The organism is Thiomonas sp., assembly GCF_034007205.1.
Lineage (GTDB): Bacteria > Pseudomonadota > Gammaproteobacteria > Burkholderiales > Burkholderiaceae_C > Thiomonas.
Window position 1 is genome coordinate 64,547 of record NZ_JAVERI010000009.1, and the last position, 20,197, is coordinate 84,743.

15 protein-coding genes are annotated in these 20,197 nt (G+C 68.5%); 7 read left to right on the forward strand and 8 right to left on the reverse strand.

The features are described 5' to 3' along the window. Window positions 1-117: 117 nt before the first annotated feature. Window positions 118-1,101 (forward strand): glucokinase, encoded by a 984-nt coding sequence (locus RBR52_RS09015; RefSeq protein ID WP_320376876.1) that lies wholly within the window; start codon window positions 118-120, stop codon window positions 1,099-1,101. An 18-nt stretch (window positions 1,102-1,119) separates the two neighbouring features. On the opposite strand, the gene RBR52_RS09020 is transcribed toward RBR52_RS09015, so the two are convergent. From RBR52_RS09020 to RBR52_RS09035, 4 genes are all read right to left on the reverse strand, one after another. Continuing rightward, complete coding sequence (locus RBR52_RS09020; RefSeq protein ID WP_320376877.1) at window positions 1,120-1,980, reverse strand: formate dehydrogenase accessory sulfurtransferase FdhD; 861 nt, start codon at window positions 1,978-1,980, stop codon at window positions 1,120-1,122. 47 nt (window positions 1,981-2,027) lie between these two features. Beyond that, window positions 2,028-4,964 (reverse strand): formate dehydrogenase subunit alpha, encoded by a 2,937-nt coding sequence (gene fdhF, locus RBR52_RS09025; RefSeq protein ID WP_320376878.1) that lies wholly within the window; start codon window positions 4,962-4,964, stop codon window positions 2,028-2,030. After that, complete coding sequence (locus RBR52_RS09030; protein WP_320376879.1) at window positions 4,965-6,758, reverse strand: NADH-ubiquinone oxidoreductase-F iron-sulfur binding region domain-containing protein; 1,794 nt, start codon at window positions 6,756-6,758, stop codon at window positions 4,965-4,967. 324 nt (window positions 6,759-7,082) lie between these two features. Further along, entirely contained in the window at window positions 7,083-7,532 is a 450-nt protein-coding gene (locus tag RBR52_RS09035) for an OsmC family protein (protein ID WP_320376880.1), read from the reverse strand. 284 nt (window positions 7,533-7,816) lie between these two features. Here RBR52_RS09035 and cydD point away from each other — a divergent pair, with 284 nt between their 5' ends. Together cydD and cydC are read left to right on the forward strand one after the other, a co-directional pair. After that, a complete protein-coding gene (gene cydD, locus RBR52_RS09040) occupies window positions 7,817-9,574 on the forward strand; it encodes a thiol reductant ABC exporter subunit CydD (RefSeq protein ID WP_320376881.1) in 1,758 nt (585 codons plus the stop codon). After that, the gene (gene cydC / locus RBR52_RS09045; protein ID WP_320376882.1) at window positions 9,571-11,361 is read left to right on the forward strand and encodes a thiol reductant ABC exporter subunit CydC; all 1,791 of its coding nucleotides are present in this window, start codon (window positions 9,571-9,573) and stop codon (window positions 11,359-11,361) included. Before cydD ends, cydC begins: the two co-directional genes overlap by 4 nt. Window positions 11,362-11,437: 76 nt before the next feature. Here cydC and ubiM read toward each other — a convergent pair whose 3' ends face one another. The 4 genes from ubiM to RBR52_RS09065 form a co-directional block, all read right to left on the reverse strand. After that, window positions 11,438-12,694, reverse strand: coding sequence for a 5-demethoxyubiquinol-8 5-hydroxylase UbiM (ubiM, locus tag RBR52_RS09050; RefSeq protein WP_320376883.1), 1,257 nt, complete (start codon window positions 12,692-12,694; stop codon window positions 11,438-11,440). 55 nt (window positions 12,695-12,749) lie between these two features. Further along, entirely contained in the window at window positions 12,750-14,153 is a 1,404-nt protein-coding gene (locus RBR52_RS09055) for a dihydrolipoyl dehydrogenase (protein ID WP_320376884.1), read from the reverse strand. A 92-nt stretch (window positions 14,154-14,245) separates the two neighbouring features. Continuing rightward, complete coding sequence (locus RBR52_RS09060) at window positions 14,246-14,578, reverse strand: YegP family protein (protein WP_320376885.1); 333 nt, start codon at window positions 14,576-14,578, stop codon at window positions 14,246-14,248. 228 nt (window positions 14,579-14,806) lie between these two features. Continuing rightward, window positions 14,807-15,733, reverse strand: coding sequence for a 23S rRNA (adenine(2030)-N(6))-methyltransferase RlmJ (locus RBR52_RS09065; RefSeq protein WP_320376886.1), 927 nt, complete (start codon window positions 15,731-15,733; stop codon window positions 14,807-14,809). A gap of 194 nt (window positions 15,734-15,927) precedes the next feature. Between RBR52_RS09065 and pyrE the strand changes: the two genes are divergently transcribed. The 4 genes from pyrE to RBR52_RS09085 are packed head-to-tail and all read left to right on the forward strand — an operon-like array spanning window position 15,928 to window position 19,988. After that, window positions 15,928-16,614 (forward strand): orotate phosphoribosyltransferase, encoded by a 687-nt coding sequence (gene pyrE, locus RBR52_RS09070; RefSeq protein ID WP_320376887.1) that lies wholly within the window; start codon window positions 15,928-15,930, stop codon window positions 16,612-16,614. A 19-nt stretch (window positions 16,615-16,633) separates the two neighbouring features. After that, window positions 16,634-18,103: a HAMP domain-containing sensor histidine kinase gene (locus tag RBR52_RS09075; RefSeq protein WP_320376888.1), complete on the forward strand. Its 1,470-nt coding sequence runs from the start codon at window positions 16,634-16,636 to the stop codon at window positions 18,101-18,103. Next, window positions 18,100-18,609, forward strand: coding sequence for a hypothetical protein (locus tag RBR52_RS09080; protein ID WP_320376889.1), 510 nt, complete (start codon window positions 18,100-18,102; stop codon window positions 18,607-18,609). The genes RBR52_RS09075 and RBR52_RS09080 overlap by 4 nt, the downstream gene beginning before the upstream one ends. Before the next feature lie 8 nt (window positions 18,610-18,617). Further along, complete coding sequence (locus RBR52_RS09085) at window positions 18,618-19,988, forward strand: sigma 54-interacting transcriptional regulator (RefSeq protein ID WP_320376890.1); 1,371 nt, start codon at window positions 18,618-18,620, stop codon at window positions 19,986-19,988. Window positions 19,989-20,197 lie beyond the last annotated feature (209 nt).

Sequence of the window (20,197 nt, forward strand, 5' to 3'; positions counted from 1 at the left end):
GTTGTGCAATAGACCGCCGATGCGGCCGGCTCATGTGAGACGAATGCAATACCGGGACCAGCGACATACTATGCTCACATCGTCCGTCGGCAAGACGCCTCAGATTACTCGTTCAAGATGAAGGCCGCCTCCTGTAACCCTCCAACCCGACTCGTCGGCGATGTCGGCGGTACGAATGCCCGCTTCGCCCTGCTCACGGCGCAAGGGCCGAGCGAGGTTCGCGTGCTCCCCACGGCAGACCACGCCACTTTCGCCGACGCCCTGCGCAGTTATCTCGCTGCCGTCGGTGCGTCCTCTGTGCGCCATGTCGCCATCGGTATCGCCAACCCGGTGTATGGCGACCAGATCCGCATGACCAATCACCACTGGGGCTTTTCCATTGCGCAAACCCGCGCCGAGCTGGGGCTGGACACCTTTCTGGTGCTCAACGACTTCGCCGTGCTCGCCCGCGCGCTGCCCGAGCTGCCCGCCAGCGAGCTGGTGCAGGTGGGAGGCGGCAGCGCCATGGCCGGGACGCCGCTGGCGCTGCTGGGCGCGGGTACCGGGCTGGGCGTCTCGGGGCTGATTCCCGACGGACTCGGCGGCTGGACGCCGCTGGCAGGCGAAGGCGGGCATGTGAGCTTCCCCCCTTTCGATGAACGCGAGGTGGAGCTCTGGCGCCTGGCGCGCGCGCGCTTCGGCCATGTCTCGGCTGAGCGCCTGCTGTCGGGCGCAGGGATGGAATTCCTGCACCGGGCGCTCGGGCAGATCGCCGGGCAGACGCCGCCAGAGCGCAGCGCCGCCGACATCGCCGCTCAAGCGCAGGGCGGCGCCGACCCGCTTTGTGTGGAAACCGTCGGCACGTTCTGCACCCTGCTGGGCACGGTGGCCGCCGACCTGGCCATCACCCTGGGCGCGCGCGGCGGCGTGTATATCGGCGGCGGCATCGTGCCGCGGCTGGGCGATTTGTTCGTGCGCTCGCCCTTCCGCCAGCGCTTCGAGGACAAGGGACGCACCTCGGCCTATCTGCGCGACATTCCCGTGTGGGTCATCCACAGCCCCTGGCCCGCCTTGCTCGGCGCCGCAGCGGCGCTCGAACAAAAGCTCGGGCCGCTCGCGTAAACCGCCTTCAAGGACGGTTTACGGCGAATCGGCAGACTGCGGCGTTTCGGCTTCGGCGTCGAAGCGCTCGAATCCGGTGTAGCACAGAAAGTGGCGACCCGCCGCGCGGCCGAACAGGGTCATGCCCAGCGTCTCGGCCAACTGGTGCCCCATCGCGGTCACGCCGTTGCGCGAGACGATGATGGGCACGCCCATCCGTGCCGACTTGATCACCATTTCGCTGGTGAGCCGACCGGTGGTGTAGAACACCTTGTCGCCCCCCGGTACGCCGTGCACCGCCATCCACCCGGCGACGGTGTCGATGGCGTTGTGACGGCCCACGTCTTCGACGAAGCATTGCAGCGCATCGCCCAGAAACAGCGCGCAGCCATGCACCGATCCGGCCTGGCGATGCACGCTGTCGCGCAGTTTCATTTGTTCGAGCAGGCGGGTCAGCGTGGCGTGGTTCAGGCGCGCGGCCTGCGCGTCGGGCAGGCGGGTCTGGCCCAGTTGCGCCATCGCATCGCCAAACACCGTGCCCTGTCCGCACCCCGTGGTGACGACGCGACGCTGCAGCCGGGCGCCGAGATCGGCCACGCCGTGGCGGGTGCGCACCGCCGCGGCTTCGACCGACCAGTCCACGTCGATGCCATCGACCTCGGCCATGTCGGCCACCAGCCCCTGATTGAGCAGGTAGCCGAGCACCAGCAGCTCGGGGTTCGCACCCAGGGTCATCAGCGTGACCAGCTCGCGTTTGTCGACATAGAGCGTCAGCGGGCGTTCAGTCGGGATGTCGATCTGCCGATGCTCGCCCTGCTGATCGAGGATACGGATCGGCCGCACCACGGCGCAGCGCGCCCGGCTGAGGCGGGGCGCGTCGCTGCGACACGGCAGCGCCACGGCTTCGAAAGCCAGCGGCGCTGCGGTCTCGAAAGTGGAGAGATCGCCTATGTCGCCTGCTCCGAAATCTCCGCCCCGCTGCGGGCGTAGCCCGCCACCGGCGCCAGTGTGCCGCCCGCGCTCACGGCCACCGCGCAGTACTTGAACTCGGGGATCTTGCCGAAGGGATCGAGCGTGGGATTGGTCAGCAGATTCGCCGCCGCCTCGTAATAGGCGAAGGGGATGAACACCGTGCCATCGGGCGTGCCGTCGTCGCGCCGCGCGCTGAGCACGACGGAACCGCGACGCGAGCGCACGGTGATGGGATCGCCCGGCTGCACGCCGAGCTTTTGCAGCTCGGCCGCATTCATCGAGGCCGTGGGCATCGGCTCGATGGCGCCCAGCACCGTCGAGCGCCGCGTCATGCTGCCGGTGTGCCAGTGTTCGAGCTGGCGGCCGGTGATGAGCACAAGCGGATACTGCGCATCGGGGCGCTCGGCCGCGGCAATCAGGTCGACGGGAACCAGCCTGACGCGACCATCCGCGGTGGGAAAGCGGTCGGAAAACACGATGGGCTGCCCCGGGTCTTGCGGCGTGAGGCAGGGATAGGTCACTGCCCCGCGCTCCAGCCGCTCCCAGGTGATGCCGCCGATGGCCGGGCTCATCGCCTGGCGCATTTCTTCATACACCGCGGCCACGCCCTGCTCCGGACCGGGGTAGTGCCAGTTCAAGCCCAGGCGCGCGGCCATCTGCTGGATGATCCACAGATCGGCGCGCGCCTCGCCCGGCGGGGTGAGCGCGCGGCGGCCGAGCTGCACCATGCGGTCGGTGTTGGTGACGGTGCCGGTCTTCTCGGGCCAGGCGCTCGCGGGCAGGACCACATCGGCCAGCCAGGCGGTCTCGGTCATGAAAATGTCCTGCACCACCAGGTGTTCCAGTGCGCACAGCGCCAGCCTTGCGTGGTTCAGATCGGGGTCGCTCATCGCCGGGTTTTCGCCCTCGACATACATGCCGCGGATCTTGTGCGGATCGCTGTCGGGCGCGAGGCATTTGTGCATGATCTCGACCACGGTGTAGCCGGGCTGGTCGTCGAGCCGCGTCTGCCAGAAGGCCTCGAACCACGCATGCGCCTGCGGGTTGCCAACCGGCTGGTAGTTGGGATACATCATCGGAATGAGCCCGGCGTCGCTGGCGCCCTGCACATTGTTCTGTCCGCGCAGAGGATGCAGCCCGCTGCCGGGCTTGCCGATCTGGCCGGTCACGCTGGTCAGGGCGATGAGGCAGCGCGCGTTGTCGGTGCCGTGCACATGCTGGCTGATGCCCATGCCCCACAGAATCATCGAGGCCTTGCTGGTGGCAAAAGCCCGCGCCACCTCGCGGATGGTCTGCGCCGGTATGCCGCAGATCGGCGCCATGGCCTCGGGGCTGTAGCCCTGCACGTTCTGTTTCAGCGCCTCGAAGTTGCTGGTGCGCTGCGCGATGAAGGTCTGATCGGCCAGTCCCTCTTCGATGACGGTGTGGATCATGGCGTTGAGCAGGGCCACGTCGGTATCGGGGCGGAACTGCAGCACACGCCAGGCATGGCGGCCGAGGTCGGTCACGCGCGGATCGGCCAGCACGATCCTGGCGCCGCGCCGGGCGGCGTTTTTCATCCAGGTGGCCGCCACCGGGTGGTTGGCCGCGGGGTTGGCGCCGATCACCAGAATCAGCTCGGCCTGTTCGACATCGCTGACCGGGTTGCTCACCGCGCCCGAGCCCACGCCTTCGAGCAGCGCGGCGACGCTGGAGGCGTGGCACAGCCGGGTGCAGTGATCGACGTTGTTGCTGCCGAAGCCGGTGCGCACCAGTTTCTGGAACAGATAGGCCTCCTCGTTGCTGCCCTTGGCCGAGCCGAAACCGGCCAGCGCCTTGGCGCCGTGGCGGGCGCGCAGGTCTTTGAGCCTGCCCGCGGCGAAGTCGAGCGCCTCGTCCCAGGTGGCTTCGCGGAATACCTCGCGCCAGTCGCCCTGGCGCGACAGCAGTGCCGGGTCTTTGGGCACTCCGGGTTTGCGCATCAGCGGCCGGGTGAGCCGTTGCGGGTGGTGCGCGTAATCGAAGCCAAAGCGTCCTTTGACGCACAGGCGGCCGTGGTTGGCCGGGCCGTCGCGCCCGTCGACGCTGACGATCTTCTCGTCTTTCACGTTGTAGGTGATCTGGCAGCCCACGCCGCAGAACGGGCAGACCGAATCGACCTGGCGATCGACGGTCTGCGCGCCGATATGCGTCTTGGGGCTGAGCGCGCCGGTGGGGCAGGCCTGCACGCATTCGCCGCAGGCCACGCAGGTGCTCTCGCCCATGGGGTCGTGCAGGTCGAACACGATTTCGCTGCGGCCACCGCGGAAGGCGTAGCCGATGACGTCGTTGACCTGCTCTTCGCGGCAGGCGCGCACGCAGCGCTTGCACTGAATGCAGGCGTCGAGGTGGACCGCCATCGCCGGGTGCGATACGTCGGGCGCGGGATTGTCACGGCGGGTGAGTGCCCCCTGGGCCGGGCTGTGCCCCGCCCGCCCCCCGAGGGGGTCAAGAACACTTGGGGCGGCCCGGCGTGTTCTTGAGATCGCCGCCAGCGCCGGTCGCACCTGCACGCCTTGGCGCACGACCCAGTCGCTGAGTTCGCCGTGCGGGCGGGTGGCGTCGTCGCCCAGCCATTTGTAGCCCTGCTCGGGCAGGTCCGACAGCAGCATTTCGAGCACCATGTTCTGGCTTTTCACCGCGCGCGGGCTGTCTGAGCGCACCTTCATGCCCTCGGCAGCGGTGCGGCAGCAGCTCGGCGCCAGCGTGCGCTCGCCGTCGATCTCGACCACGCAGGCGCGGCAGTTGCCATCGGGCCGGTAGCCGGGTTTGTGGCACAGCCGGGGGATGGCCACGCCGTGGCGGTCGGCCAGTTCCAGCAGGGTTTCGCCCTCGAAGGCCTGCACCGGGCGGCCGTTGAGTTCAAGCTTGATGGTCTTCGCGTTGACGTTCATTTAGCACACCTCGTGAGCAAAATAGGTCTGCACGCAGCGCACCGGGTTGGGCGCCGCCTGCCCGAGTCCGCAAATCGAGGCGTCGGCCATGACCTGGTTCAGGTCTTCGAGCGTGGCGTGATCCCATTGCGGCGCCTGCATCAGTTGTGCGGCCTTGGCCGTGCCGACGCGGCAGGGCGTGCACTGGCCGCAGCTCTCGTGCTCGAAAAAACGCATGACGTTGAGCGCGGCATCGCGCGCGCGGTCCTGGTCGCTGAGCACGATGATGGCGGCCGAGCCGATGAAGCAGCCGTGCGGCTGCAGGGTGTCGAAATCCAGCGGCACGTCGGCCAGCCGCGCGGGCAGAATGCCGCCGGACGCGCCGCCCGGCAGGTAGGCGTAGAGGCTGTGGCCGTCGAGCATGCCGCCGCAGTAGGTGTCGACCAGTTCGCGCAGGGTGATGCCCGCCGGGGCGAGTTTCACCCCGGGCGATTTCACCCGGCCGCTGACGCTGAACGAGCGCAGCCCCTTGCGACCATGCAGCCCGAAGCCGCTGAACCACGCCGCGCCGCGGCGGGCGATGTCGCGCACCCAGTACAGCGTCTCGAAGTTGTGTTCGAGTGTGGGGCGGCCGAACAGCCCGATTTCGGCGATATAGGGCGGACGCATGCGCGGCTCGCCGCGCTTGCCCTCGATACTTTCAATCATCGCCGACTCTTCGCCGCAGATATACGCCCCGGCGCCGCGCCGCAGCTCGATGCGCGGCAGCGCGCAGGGCGGATCGGCCTGCAGCCGCGCGATTTCGCGCTGCAGAATGGCGCGGGCGCCGTGGTATTCGTCGCGCAGGTAGAGGTAGCAGACCTCGATGCCCACCACCTGCGCGGCGATCAGCATGCCTTCGAGAAAGCGGTGCGGGTCGCGCTCCAGATAGGTGCGATCCTTGAACGTGCCGGGCTCGCCCTCGTCGATGTTCACCGCCATCAGCCGCGGCGCGGGGTAGTTGCGCACGATGCTCCACTTGCGCCCCGTCGGAAAACCCGCGCCGCCCAGGCCGCGCAGCCCCGAGTCGCTCAGCGTCTGGATGATTTCTGCGTGCGAGCGCTGGCCGCTGGCCACCGCCGCCGCCAGCGCGTAGCCGCCGCGGGCGCGATAGGCGTCGTAGCCGACGTAGGCGGGGGTCGCGTCGCCCGGCCCGTGGGTGATGGCTTTCGGCGCGTCGGCGGCGGGGTCGAAGGCGGCATCGTCAGCGGGCAGGGGATGTTTCAGGCGCTGTTTTTGCACGCATTCGCGTACTCGGTCGGGCGTGGCCTGCACCACCGGCCATTGCCCCGCCACCGCCACCGGCGCCTGCTCGCAGCGGCCCATGCAGGGCGAGGCCACCACGCGCACCTCGGCGCCGAGCAGTTGCGGCAGGCGCTGCAGCAGATCGTTCGCCCCGGCCAGCGCGCACGGCAGGCTGTCGCACACCCGCACGGTGATCGCCGCAGGCTGGGCGTCGTCGCGCAGCACCTCGAAGTGGTGATAGAAAGTCGCCACCTCGTACACCTCGGCCATCGGCAGGTTCATCAACCGGGCCAGCGCCACCAGATGGCGTTCGTACAAGCCGCGCCACTGGTCGTTGAGCCGGTGCAGATGCTCGATCAGCAGATCGCGGCGGTGCGGCCCCGCGCCGATGAGCTGCTGCACCTCGGCCAGCGCCTGCGGATCGGGCTGGCGCCCCTTGAGCTTGCCGCGGCGCCGGGCGCGGCTGCGCAAATCCTCGGCCGAAGACAGAACGACGGCGGAGGGGTCGGAAGGGTTGGAGGATGGGGTCATGGCGGTTGGGCGGGATGTCGAGGCCCCGCTGCTGCTTGGGTGTGGACGTCTCCTGGCTCCACTTTATAGTCCGCGCGTGCGAGCCGCGCCAGGGAGTCGTCAGCGGCAGGTCTGGCTCCGATGCGTATTGCCGGTTGCCGCAGTGGACCCGCAGACCCGCGGGTTCGAGGGTGGGCCACTGGCCGGTGAACGATCACCCGCGCAACGGGAGCGGCGCGAACTGCGCGAAGATGGGCGGCGACGGCATCGAAGTGACCGGCCGCCCAGTCGGAGGGGGGCGCAGTCAAGGCGGCGTGGCAAAAGCAAGGCTGCCTTTCTGCGCGTTTACTTGAGTTTCTGCCCGCTGCCGTCGAATACCGAAACGGTCACCGGGATGCCCTGGCGCACGCTTTCGCCCACGGTGCAGAACTGCTCGAACTGCAGTAGCACGCGGTCCAGGCGCGCCATGCCTTCGGCGGTCGCGCCCATGCGAATGTCCACCGCGATGGACAGCACGCGCAGGCGACCCGCTTCGTTGCGCCCGATTTCCCCTGTGGCGGTGGTGGTCAGGCCCTTGGGATCGAGCTTGAATTTGCGCAGCGCGAAGTACAGGCTGCTGCTCATGCAGTTGCCCACGGCGGCGAGCAGCAGGTGCGAAGGCGACGGCCCCGCGCCCTGGCCCAGCGGCGGCGGCTCGTCGGACGCAATGGCGGGACGGTCCGGTGCGTAGTGGATATCGAACCGGTAGTCCTCGATCTGCTTGAGGGTGACGCTGGGAGGCTGTTTGTCGTCCATGTTTCAATCCGCGCCCGGTCTAGTCGGGCGAAACAAGCGGGAAAAATTACGCCCTTCCTGCTTTCAATTATCTCCCTGAAGGGGAGGGTTTCCAACCGGAGTTTGTTTTCGATGAAACCTCCTGATTGATCGCGCGGCAGGGTCGTGGCGCAGAAAGTTGCGGCAAGACCGATTGCGGTCAACTTTAATACCTGTGGGGCGTCGAGGGGCGGCGCCGCGCCGTCTAACATGCCGACTATGCCGCCGCGGGTTCCGCGGCTCGCCGCACTGCCCCATCTCCCACCTTGGTCACTCCCGAAGAACTCTGGCTCAAAGCCCGCAAGCAAGACATCCGTCCCCAGCTCAACCGCGCCGTGGGGCTGGGGCTGTTTGCGGGCTGGCTGATCATCGCGCAGGCCTGGCTGCTGGCGCGTGTGGTGTCGGAGGTCATCATCGATCACCGGCATCTCGCCGAGGTGTGGGGCTATCTGGCGGCGATGCTGCCGATTTTTGCGCTGCGCTTCGTGCTGATGCGCGCCTCGGAAAACGTGGCCTTCGAAGCGGCGGCGCAGGTGCGGCGCGATCTGCGCGGGCGGCTCTACGACCATCTGCAGGCGCTGGGGCCGTTGTGGCTCACGCGCCAGTCCAGCGGCGACATCGCCAACACCCTCGTCACCGGCATCGACGCGCTGGAGGCGTATTACGCGCGCTACCTGCCCAATATGTCGCTCACAGCCTTGGTGCCGCTGTCCATCCTGGTATTCGTGCTGCCGCAGGACTGGGTGTCGGGGCTGGTGCTGTTGTTCACCGCGCCCTTGATTCCGGTGTTCATGATCTTGATCGGCAAGGGCACGGAAATCCTCAACCAGCAGCAGTGGCAGTTGCTCGCGCGCATGAGCGCGCGCTTTCTCGATTCGCTGCAGGGGTTGACCACGCTCAAGCTGTTCGGCGTGAGCCGCCATGAGGCCGAGGTGGTCGCCGCACTCACCGAGGACTACCGCATCGGCACCATGAAGGTGCTGCGGATGGCGTTTCTGTCGTCGGTGGTGCTGGAGTTTTTTTCCACCATCAGCATAGCGATGGTGGCGGTATTCATCGGTTTTCGCCTTTATTACGGCGAGATGCATTTTTTCAACGGCTTTTTCGTGCTGCTGCTGGCGCCCGAGTTCTACCTGCCGCTGCGCAATATGGGCACTTTCTACCACGCCCGCATGGAAGCCATCGGCGCGGCGCAAAACCTGCTCAAGCTGCTCGACACCCCGATTGCGCCGCACGCCCAGGCCACCGGCGGCACGCAAAAACTCGAGACCGACGTCGTACAAATCCGTTTCGACGCCGTGACCGTGCGCCACGCCGCCGATCTGCCACCCGCGCTCGACGCGGTGAGCTTCACCGCCCCGCCGCGCGGCCTCACCGCGCTGGTCGGCGCCAGCGGTGCGGGCAAGAGCACCGCGCTGCACGCGCTGATGGCGCTGGTGCAGCCCGAGGCCGGGCGCATTCTGGTGAACGATGTGCCGCTGACCGGGCTGGACGCTGCCGACTGGCTGCGCCATGTGGCCTGGGTGCCGCAGCGCCCGCATGTGTTCGAGGGCACGGTGCGCGACAACATCGCGCTGGGACAGCCTGACGCGCCGCAGGAGGCGGTGGAGCGCGCCGCCCGCGCGGCGCAGGCGCATGACTTCATCGCCGCGCTGCCGCAGGGCTACGACACCCCGCTGGGCGAGCGCGGCCTGGGGCTGTCGGGCGGACAGGTGCAGCGCCTGGCGCTGGCGCGGGCGCTGCTCAAGCCCGCACCGCTGGTGCTGCTCGACGAAGCCACGGCGCAGCTCGACGCCCAAACGCAGGCTCAGGTGGGCGAAGCCATTCTGGCCTTGGCGCGGCAGCGTTGCGTGTTGCTGGCCGCACACCGCCTGAGTACGGTGCTGCAGGCCGACCATGTGGTGGTGCTAGACGCCGGGCGCGTGGTCGAACAGGGCGCGCCCTCCGCTTTGCTGGCCGCAGGCGGCGCCTTTGTCCGGCTGGTGCGCGCCCACGAACCCGCCGCCGAGGAAGATCCGAGATGATGCGCTGGAACCCGCTGCCGCCCGATTTCGATCTGCCGCAGGCCAGAGCCGATCTGCGGCGGCTCGTCGGCCTGTTTCTCCCTTACCGGAGCTGGATGCTGTGGGGCGCCGTTGCCGCGCTGGTCACGCTGCTGGCCAATGTGGCGCTGATGGCGGCTTCAGGCTGGTTCATCGCGCAGATGGCGCTGGTCGGCCTGGTCGGCGGGATCATGGATTACTTCACCCCGGCGGCGATCATCCGCGGCATGGCCATCACCCGCACTGCTGGGCGCTACATCGAGCGCCTGGTCACGCACGAAGCCACCTTCCGCCTGCTGCAGGCCTTGCGGGTGTGGTTCTACCAGCGGCTGGAGCCGCTGGCCCCGGCGCGGCTGCAGGAGCTGCGCAGCGCCGACCTCAGCAGCCGCCTCATCAGCGACATCGACGCGCTCAACCACCTCTACCTGCGCGTGCTCGTGCCCATCGGCGTGGCGCTGCTCGGCGGCGCGCTCATTCTGGGCATGATGGCGCTCTACAGCGGCCGTGTGGCCGCCTCCACCCTGCTGTTCCTGCTGCTCGCGGGCATGGCCGTGCCGCTGCTGACCTTCCGTCTGGGGCATGCGCCAGGCCGACGGCTGGTGGCGCAGCGCGCCGATCTGCGCAGCGCCGCGGTCGATGGCATGCAGGGGCTGGGCGAGCTGCGCGTGTACGGCGGCGTGGAGCGGCAGGCGCAGCGCATCGCGGTGCTGACCGACGCCATGATCGAGCAGCAACGCCAGCTCAGCCGCGCCACCGGCCTGTCGCAGGGGCTGCTCGGGCTGTCGGCCAATCTGGCGATGTGGTGCGCGCTGCTGCTGGCCGTGCCGCTGGTGACCGATGCTTCCATCGCCCCCGCCGAGCTGCCCATGCTGGCGCTGTTCGTGCTCTCCAGCTTCGAGGCGGTGTTGCCGCTGCCGCTGGCGCTGCAGATGCTGGGCGAGACGCTGGCGGCGGCGCGCCGCGTGTTCGGCATACTCGACGCCCGCCCGCAGATCGAGGAGCCCGCCGACATGCCCGTGCCGCAATGGGAAAACGCCGAGGTGCAGATCGACGGTCTGCGGCTGCGCTACCCCGGCGCGCGCGGCGAGGCGGCCTGGGCGCTCGACGGCCTGAGCCTGCACCTTCGCGCGGGCGAGCGCGTCGCGCTGGTCGGCCCCAGTGGGGCGGGCAAGAGCACGCTGGTGCAGGCGCTGCTGCGATTCTGGGATTATCAGGAAGGCAGTGTGCGCATCGGCGGCCACGACCTGCGCGCCTGGCCCGGCGAGGCGCTGCGCGCGCACATCGCCGTGGTGTCGCAGGACACCTATCTGTTCAACACCACGATCCGCGACAACCTCATGCTGGCCAAACCCGAGGCCACGTTTGACGAGGTGGTCGCGGCGTGCAAGGCGGCGCAGTTGCACGACTTCATCAGCGCGCTGCCCGAGGGTTACGAGACCTGGGTGGGCGAGGCGGGCACACGCCTGTCGGGCGGGCAGGCGCGGCGCGTGGCCATAGCCCGCGCGCTGCTGCGCAACGCGCCGCTGCTCATCCTCGACGAACCGACCGAAGGGCTGGACGCGCTGACCGAGCGCGATCTGCTGCGCGACATCGCGCGGCTCATGCAGGGCCGCACCGTGCTGCTCATCAGCCACCGCATCGCCGCGCTGCCTGCGGCGGTCGACCGCGTGCTGGTGATGGAAGCGGGCCGGGTGGTGGAAACCGGCACGCCCGCCGAACTGCTGGCACGGCAGGGCGGCGCCTTCCGCGCGCTGCACGACGCGCTGTAAGGCCGGCAGCGCACTGAGCAGTCAGGGCGCGCCGAAAAATTCCCCCTCCCCACCTCCCCCGCCAGCGGGGGAGGGGTCAGGCCATGCGCGGCAGCAGCCCGCGCAGACTCAAGCCCTCTTCGCTCAGCGCGGTGGCGATGGCCAGGCGCAGCGGGCCGAAGCGGCTGGAGGCGCCGAGCACGAGCTGGCGCACCAGCCGGGCCGGGCTGCGATCATCGGTGTAGAGCGTGGCGATGGCCTGCGTGGCCAGATACAGCGGCAGGGTGGCGCGGCGGTGCGCCGCCTCGTAACGCCGCAGGCGCTCGGGCGCGGCGATGTCGCCGCCCGCACGGGCGGCGGCGAGGATTTCGCGCGACAGCAGTTCGACGCCGTGCAGACCGAAGTTGAAGCCGTGTGCGGTGACCGGGTGCATGCCCACTGCGGCATCACCGATCAGCGCGAAGCGCGGGGCGACGAAGCGTTGCGCGTACACCCCGACCAGCGCATAGGTATGGCGGCTGCCCGCGCGCTTCATTTCCCCCAGGCGGCCCTGGTAGCGACGGGCGATGTCGCGCTCGAAGTCGGCATCGCCCAGCGCGAGCAGCGCATCCATCTCATGCTGCGGCAGGGTCAGCACCACCGACGAGAGGTGTTCGGACAGCGGCAGCAGCGCCACCGTCTGGCCGAAGCCGAACCATTCCCAGGCGGTGTGGTGATGCGGCTGCTCGTGCTGCATGCGGCACACCAGCATGACCTTGCCGAAATCGTGTGTGTCGGCGCCGATGCCCATTTTGCGGCGGGTTTCCGAAAAACGGCTGTCGGCGGCGATCAGCAGCCTGGCGCGGATGGACAGCGGCGCGGGGCTTGCGGCTGCTGTAGTCTCGCCCGGCGATGGCGCGGCGTTGGCCACCGGCAGCAGTTCGATGTCCACCCCGCTGGCGTCGGGGTGGAGGGCGCCGACGCGGTTGCCGTCGAACAGCGTCAGTCCGCGCTGGCCCTGCACGGCGGCCCAGACGGCACGGCGGATGTGATGATTGGGCACCAGCGCGCCGAGCTGGGTCTTGCCGCGCAGCGGCGACACCCGCATGGGACGCGGATCGTCGCCGTTGAATACGACGGCTTGTTCGAGCGGGAACACCTGATTGGGTGGAATATGGTCGAACACCCCCGACTCGCGCAGGGCGCGCAGGGTGCGCAGGCTCAGCGCGATTTCGCGCCCGTCGAACGGCGGATCGGCCAGCGCTTGCGCGATTTGCTGCTCGACCAGGGCGATGCGCAGGCCGCTGTCGGCCAGCGCCCGCGCCATGGACAGACCGGAGGGGCCGGCACCGATGATGGCGAGATCGAAAGTCATGTCGAAGTCCTGTGAAACGTCAATGAACCGTGAATGAAGCGGATTTTTGCGGTGTTTACAGCCGCGCCATTTCCAGCGGCGCCTCACCATACACCGCGCGCGCCAGCACCCGCAAGGCGGCGCGCAAACCCTCTTCGAGCACCGGGTGATAGAAGGGCAGGGTGAGCAGTTCGGCCACGGTCATGTCGCGCTGCAGCGCCAGCGCCAGCAGGTGGCCCAGATGCTCGGCGCCGGGCACGCACATTTCCGCCCCCAACAGTTTGCCGCTGCCGGGCTCGGCATACACATGCAATTGGCCCGCGGCGCGCAGCATGGCCAGGGCGCGCGGCTGCTGCGCGAAGTTGAAACCGCCGGTGGCAAACGATTTGCCCTGCAGCGCCCGCCAGGTCTGGCCGACCACGGCGATCTGCGGATCGGTGAAGGCGATGGCCAGCGGCACGCGGCGGCGAAAGCGCGTCTTGCCGTGCAGCGCGTTGAAGGCGGCGATGAAGCCCTCGTCGGAGGCTTCGTGCAGCACCTGCAGTTCGCCGTTGACATCGCCGGTGAAATACACCGGCAGGTCGCCGATCTGCAGGGTGTTGCGGTCGAAATCGGGCAGGCCGCGGGCATCGTGCGGCACACCCAGCGTTTCCAGCCCGAGACCGTCGGTGTTGGTGCGCCGCCCCATCGCCGCCAGCACGGCATCGACCTCGATCCGGGTTTCGCCGTTGTCCACGATCAGCGCGCCTGCCGTCCCCTCGCGCAGCTCGACGGCGCGGCCGAGATGCAGCGGGAATTCGGCGCCGATGCGGCGTTGCGCCTCGGCCTGCACCACCGGATCGGTCAGCGGCCCGAGGCTGTCGCGCAGCTCGAAGCCGTGCACGTCCAGGCCCAGCCGCGCCAGCGCCTGCCCCAGTTCGATGCCGATCACGCCAAGGCCAATCACGGCGATTCGGCGTGGCAGGTCGGCGCGCTCGAACAGATCGTCGGTGGTGAGGATGCGCTCGCCAAACGCCTGCCAGGCCTGCGGCACCACCGGGCGGGTGCCGGTGGCGATGAGAATGCGGTCGGCGCCGATGACTTCCTCCCGCCCGTCGGCCTGGGTGACGACCACGCGCCCCGGCCCGTCGAGGCGGGCGCGTCCGGCGAGGTTCTGCGCGGGCTGCAGGCTGTGGGTCGCGCCGAGCACCCCGGCCACGCGCGCATCGCGGTAGTCGCGCACCCGCTGCAGCACGGCGGGCAGATCGACCCGCAGGCTCTCGCCGCCCTGAATGCCCAGCGTGGCGAGCTGACTGCCGCGATGAAAATCGTCGGCCGCCTGGATCAGCGCCTTGGACGGCATGCAGCCCACGCGCGCGCAGGTGGTGCCATAGGCGCCGTGGTTGATGATGACGAAATCGTCGGTGTGCTTGCGCACCTGCGACAGCGCGGTGAGGCCGGCTGTGCCGGCGCCCAGAATGGCGATACGAACATGACGCACGGATGAACTCCGGTGAACGGTGATCCGTGCCAGTCTATCGGTGCGGCGTGACGCCTGGTTTGGGCGGGGTCAAGCTGCGCGGCGCGAAAAACTCAGGTGTGGTCATGCACTGCGGCGTGCTCGGTCTCGGCGTGTGCCAAGGCGAGCATGGCGTCGCGCTGGTCGGTCGTGCCGAACATCGGGCTGGTGCCGACCACTTGATGGTTGGCCGCCTTCAGGGTGAAGTAGGCGCGGCCGTCGCTGGCGACCAGCTTTTCGAAACGCTCGGGCAGCAGGCTGTTTTTTTTCACCGAGGCGATGCCGTTCTCGGCGGAGGCCTTGCTCTCGTACTGCTCGCTGCGCAGCAGCGTGCCGCCGTCGGCCGCCTTGAGCGAGAAATGGAACTGGCCTTTTTCGTTCTTGTGCAATTCGAAGCTGACTGCCATTGAGGTCTCCTGAAAGGGATCGGGGGAATGGCGCGGACGCTGCCCAAGCATCACGCGCGTAGGGACGATAGGCGGGTGCAACATATTCCCGCAGCCCCGAATGGTCGGCCGATTTCGTGACAAATTCAAGATTTACGACGGTAGTTTTGACAATGGTTGACAGATCGGCGACGTTTTCTCCCGTATTTGAGTGTCCTCGGAAGCAATCCGGCGCGCTTCTCCGGCGGGTCAGCTCGCCTGCTGTTCGAGCAGGAAATGCGCCCCATTGAACTGCCCGAGCACCGCGGTGAGCCAGGGCAGCGTCTCGCGCAGGGTGGCGTGCAGCGTCCACGGCGGGTTGATGAGGAACAGGCCGCTGCCCAGCAGGCCGAAGCCGCTGGAGTCGGGTTCGCGCACCTGCATGCGCACATCGAGCCAGTCGGACTGACCGGCGATGCGGCGCAACTGCTGCGGCAGCAGATGCGACTCGCGCCGCTGCAGCACCGGGTACCACACCGCATAGGTGCCCACGGCAAAGCGCTGCAGGGCATCGCTGAGCGTGTTGCGCAGCGCGGCGTAGTCGGTTTTCAGTTCATAAGACGGATCGAGCAAGATGACGGCGCGGCGGTCTGGCGGCGGCAGCAGGCTCTTGAGCGCGACAAAGCCGTCGGCGCAGCGCACCTGCACCCCCGGCTGCGCGCCGAAGGTGGCTTCGAGCACGCGGTGATCGCTGGGATGCAGCTCGAACAGCCGCAGCTTGTCCTGCGCGCGCATGAGCTGGCGGGCGATGGCGGGCGAGCCGGGGTAATACAGGAGAGCGCCACTGGTGTTGAACGCGCGAATCTGCGCCAGGTAGTCTTGCACCGCTTCTGGGATTATTGCCCCCACGCTCGCATTCGCTCGCTGCCCCCCGAGGGGGCTGCTCCCGCCTTGGGACGGCCCGGCGGCGGGAGGCGCGTCCTTGCGGCTCCACAGGCGCTCGATGCCCTGCGCATATTCGGCCTTTTTCTGCGCCGCCGCTTCGTGCAGGGCGTAGCCCCCGGCGCCCGCGTGGGTGTCGATCACCCAATAGGGTTTGTCTTTGCGGTTCATGTGCCGAAGCACCTGCACCAGCACCAGATGTTTGAGCACGTCGGCGTGGTTGCCAGCGTGAAAGGCGTGTCGGTAGGCGAGCATGTGCGCACTGTAGCCGCAGGCGCGCCGTTGGCTCTGGTCGGGGCAAACCCTGCGGCACAATGCCGTTCTGAGCGCCCCCAGGGTCGGCTCGCCGACCCGCCCCCCGTGGGGGGTCAAGAAAACTTGGGGCGGCCCGTCGTTTTCTTGAGAATCAGCGGCGCGTTCTGCGGCGCCGCCACACTCTGCATGCCAATATGACCACCCCTGCCCCTTCCTCAGCCTCTGCGCAGAACGCGCTCGACTTCATCCGTTTTGCCGTCGACAGCGGCGTGATCGCCTTTGGCGACTTCACCACCAAGGCGGGCCGGCAGTCGCCCTATTTTTTCAACGCCGGCCTGTTCAACGACGGCGCGATGCTCTCGCGGCTGGCGCAGTTCTACGCCCGCGCACTGCTCGACAGCGGCTTGGCGTTCGACCTGCTGTTCGGCCCGGCGTACAAGGGCATTCCCCTGGGCGCGGTGGTCGCGGTGGAACTGGCGCGGCTGGGGCGCAATGTGGGTTTCGCCTACAACCGCAAGGAGGCCAAGGATCACGGCGAGGGCGGCGTCATGGTGGGCGCGCCGATTCGGGGCCGGGTGGTCATCGTCGATGACGTCATTTCCGCGGGCACGGCCACGGGCGAGTCGGTGCGGCTGATCCGCGCCGCCGGGGCCGAACCCGCCGCCGTGCTCATCGCGCTGGACCGCCAGGAAAAGGCCGCGATTCAGGGCCGCACCCTCGACGTTTCCGCCGTGCAGCATGTCAGCCAGGAATACGGCTTGCCGGTCATTGCCATCGCCAATCTCGACAGCCTGCTCGCCTATCTGACCGCAAGCGGCGACCCGGAGCTGGCGCGCTGGCGGCCCGCGGTGCAGCAGTACCGCGACACTTACGGGGTTTGAACTTCATCCCCCCGCAGCGATGAGCCTCAAGCCGCGCATGCCTCTGCGCATTTCGTTTTCCGCGCTGCTGCTGTGGAGCTTTGCGTTGGTGGGGCTGCCGCTGCTCATCGGGCTGGCGGTCACGGCGTATCTGTTCGATCAGGTGGCCATCCAGGCGCGCAGCTCGGTGGCCGTGGCGGTGCAGCTCACGCGCACCTCGCGCCAGCTCGCGCAGGACATCGACAATCTGCAGCGCGCCAGCGGTCAGTGTCTGGTGCTGCAGGACGCCGCGCTGTGCCGCGGCGTGCAGCAGGCGCACGAGGCTTTCGTGCGCGACGCGGCGCTGCTCCAGGCCATGCCCCTGCCGCCCGAGCAGCAGCACACGCTGCGCCGCCTGAGCGCGCAGGAGACGGCGCTGGCGGCCGATGTCCTGGCCTCGATCCAAGTGAAGAATGGGGCCAGGGTGTTCAATGCGATCAACCCGCAGTTCGACGCCATGCGCCGGTCGGCCGACACGCTGATCACCCACAGCAACGGCCTGGTCGATGCGCAGCAGGCGCGGCTGCAGCAGGTCTCCGAGCGCGTGTGGTCGGTGCTGGGCTGGTTGGCGCTGGCCAGCGTGAGCCTGTCGGTCTGTCTGGCGCTGCTGTTCTCGTGGCTGCTCAGCCAGCCCTTGCGGCAGATCAAACGCGCCATCCGCCGCCTGGGCGAAGGTCGGCTCGACCCGGCGCCCGGGGTGGCCGGGCCGCGCGATCTGGTCGATCTGGGCAAGCAGCTCGACTGGCTGCGCCGCAGGCTGGCCGATCTGGAGGCGCAGAAAATCCAGTTGCTGCGGCATGTGTCGCACGAGCTCAAAACGCCGCTGGCCTCGATGAAGGAAGGCGTGGACTTGCTTGCCGAGGGCGTGCCCGGCCCGCTCAACGCCGAGCAGCAGTCCATCGCCCGCATCATGCGCGGCAATGTGCGCGACCTGCACCAGCGCATCGACAGCCTGATTCGCTACGACAGTGCGCTGCATCGACCCGAGCCGTTGCAGATCGGCCCGGTGAAGCTGCGGCTATTGCTCGCCAGTTTGATCCGCCGCAATCACCTGACGCTGCGGGCAAAGGGCGTGCATGTGGATTGCGGCTGTGATGCGCTACAAGTTCAGGGCGACCGCGCCAAGCTGGAAAGCCTGTTCGAGAACCTGCTGGTCAACGCCATCCGCTTGAGCCCGCAGGGCGGGCGCATCGGGTTCGATGCGCATCCGGTCGAAGGCGGCACCGAAATCTGCGTCAGCGATCAGGGGCCGGGCGTGGCGCCGGAAGACCGCGAGCAGTTGTTCCAGCCCTTTTTCCAGGGCCGCAACCAGCCCGCCAGCGCCCTGCGCGGCACCGGGCTGGGGCTGGCGCTGGCGCGGCAATACGCGCAAATGCACGGCGGCACGCTGGACCTCGCGCCCGAATCCGCACCCGGCTGCGGCGCGGTGTTCCGCGTGTTTCTCCCTGAAAGAACGCAAAATCCGGTATGAACTTGCTCCGCTTTTTTTTACGCCAACGCCTCGTACTTCCCGTCGTTTTGCCGCTCGCGCTGTTGTCGTCCTGCGCCGAGATGCCGCGTTTTTCGCCGAGCACAGAGACGACCGCCACCGCTGCGACACAGACCGATCGTCCTGATGAAGCCACCCTCATCCGCCTGTTGCGCGACACGCCACAGACCGCAGGCCCAGCCTCGCAGAATCTCACCGCTCGGCTGCTGACACTGGGCAAGCGGCGCTCGCCTGCCGAACAACTGCAGCTCGCCATGCTGCTGCTGGCTCGCGGCGATGCAGGCGACGCCGAACTCGCACAGAATTTGCTCGAAGGTCTGCGCGCCCGCGCGGACGATGTGCCGACGCGCCACTTCATCGCCCTGCTGCAACGCGACTGCGCGCAGCAACTGGCGCTGCAGCAGGCGCAGAAAAACGTCCAGACCCTGCAAAAGCAGATCGATCAGATCAAATCGCTGGAAACCCAGCTCCAGAACCGCAGCCACTGACACGCCCCATGCCCACGACCGTTCTTCTGGTGGATGACGACCCTGACCTGCGCCAGCTCCTGGCCATCCGCCTGCGCTCATCCGGTTACGTGCCGGTCACCGCGGCCAGCGGCGCCGAGGCGCTGGGCAGCCTCGCCGCCAGCCGCCCCGCCGCAGTCATCACCGACCTGCGCATGGACGGCATGGACGGGCTGTCGCTGTTCGAGCGCATCCACGCGCAAGACCCCACGCTGCCGGTCATCGTGCTGACCGCGCACGGCACCATCCCCGACGCGGTGGACGCCACGCAGCGTGGCGTGTTCGGCTTTCTCACCAAGCCCTTCGAAGCCCGCGAGCTGCTCGCCCTGCTGGCGCGCGCCGTGGCGCTGCAGCCGGCGCAGTCCGCCAAGCCCTCGCCCAAGGACGAAGCCTGGTGCGCCGACATTCTCACCGCCAGCCCGCGCATGCTGGCGCTGCTGTCCGAAGCCGGACTGGTGGCGCGCAGCGAGGCCAGCGTGCTCATTCGCGGCGAGTCGGGCACCGGCAAGGAAATGCTCGCCCGCGCCATTCACCGGGCGAGCGCGCGGCAGGCCGGGCCGTTCGTCGCCATCAACTGCGCCGCCATTCCCGAAACCCTGCTCGAATCCGAGCTGTTCGGCCATGCCAAGGGCTCATTCACCGGTGCCAGCCAGGCGCAGACCGGGCTGTTCCAGCAGGCCAGCGGCGGCACCCTGTTTCTCGACGAAATCGGCGATATGCCGCTGCCGCTGCAGGTCAAGCTGCTGCGCGTGCTGCAAGAGCGCCAGGTGCGCCCGCTGGGCGCGGCGCAGGCGGTCGATGTGGACGTGCGCATCGTCTCTGCCACCCACCGCGATCTCGATGCCGCCATCGTCGCAGGCCAGTTCCGCGACGACCTGTATTACCGCCTCAACGTCGTCAGCCTGCACCTGCCGCCCCTGCGCGAGCGGCGCGAGGACATCGCCATGCTGGCGCAGCACGCGCTGCAGGTTCTCGCCCCCCGGCTGCACCGGCGCATCACCGGCTTCACGCCCGACGCCCTCGACCTGCTGCAACAGCAGGACTGGCCCGGCAATGTGCGCCAGCTCATGAACGTGGTCGAGCAGTGCTGCGCGCTGAGCACCACCAGCCGCATCCCCGCTACTTCGGTGACGCGCGCGCTGCGGCTCAAACCCACCACCCTGCTGCCCTTCGCCGAAGCCCGCGAACGGTTCGAACGCGATTATCTGGCCCAGTTACTCAAGATGAGCCACGGCAACGTCGCCCAGGCCGCGCGCCTGGCGCAACGCAACCGCACCGAGTTCTACCGACTGCTGGGCAAACACCACCTCGACCCGGCGCAGTTCAAAGCGGCCGCAGAGGAAGCGCCGCCGGGGGGTTGAGCGAACCGCTCGGGAGCTGACAAGTAATGTTTGAGGTGCCTGGCGACCGGAAACCGGAGGAAAGCGCAAGCGCAACTGCCGGGCGTCCGAACAGGCCCTAATGGACCCTGGGGATGCTCACGAGCGCCCCCAGGGTCGGCTCGCCGACCCGGTCCACCTCGCGGCTTGCAAGCCGCTCGGATTCGGCAGGCATGCGTGGGCGAGCAGTC

Coding starts and splice junctions, on each gene's coding strand:
- fdhF (WP_320376878.1), bottom strand. CDS start 4,964: ATGAACGTCAACGCGAAGACCATCAAGCTTGAACTCAACGGCCGCCCG.
- RBR52_RS09085 (WP_320376890.1), top strand. CDS start 18,618: ATGCCCACGACCGTTCTTCTGGTGGATGACGACCCTGACCTGCGCCAG.
- pyrE (WP_320376887.1), top strand. CDS start 15,928: ATGACCACCCCTGCCCCTTCCTCAGCCTCTGCGCAGAACGCGCTCGAC.
- RBR52_RS09015 (WP_320376876.1), top strand. CDS start 118: ATGAAGGCCGCCTCCTGTAACCCTCCAACCCGACTCGTCGGCGATGTC.
- RBR52_RS09080 (WP_320376889.1), top strand. CDS start 18,100: ATGAACTTGCTCCGCTTTTTTTTACGCCAACGCCTCGTACTTCCCGTC.
- RBR52_RS09060 (WP_320376885.1), bottom strand. CDS start 14,578: ATGGCAGTCAGCTTCGAATTGCACAAGAACGAAAAAGGCCAGTTCCAT.
- RBR52_RS09030 (WP_320376879.1), bottom strand. CDS start 6,758: ATGACCCCATCCTCCAACCCTTCCGACCCCTCCGCCGTCGTTCTGTCT.
- cydC (WP_320376882.1), top strand. CDS start 9,571: ATGATGCGCTGGAACCCGCTGCCGCCCGATTTCGATCTGCCGCAGGCC.
- RBR52_RS09035 (WP_320376880.1), bottom strand. CDS start 7,532: ATGGACGACAAACAGCCTCCCAGCGTCACCCTCAAGCAGATCGAGGAC.
- ubiM (WP_320376883.1), bottom strand. CDS start 12,694: ATGACTTTCGATCTCGCCATCATCGGTGCCGGCCCCTCCGGTCTGTCC.
- RBR52_RS09075 (WP_320376888.1), top strand. CDS start 16,634: ATGAGCCTCAAGCCGCGCATGCCTCTGCGCATTTCGTTTTCCGCGCTG.
- RBR52_RS09065 (WP_320376886.1), bottom strand. CDS start 15,733: ATGCTCGCCTACCGACACGCCTTTCACGCTGGCAACCACGCCGACGTG.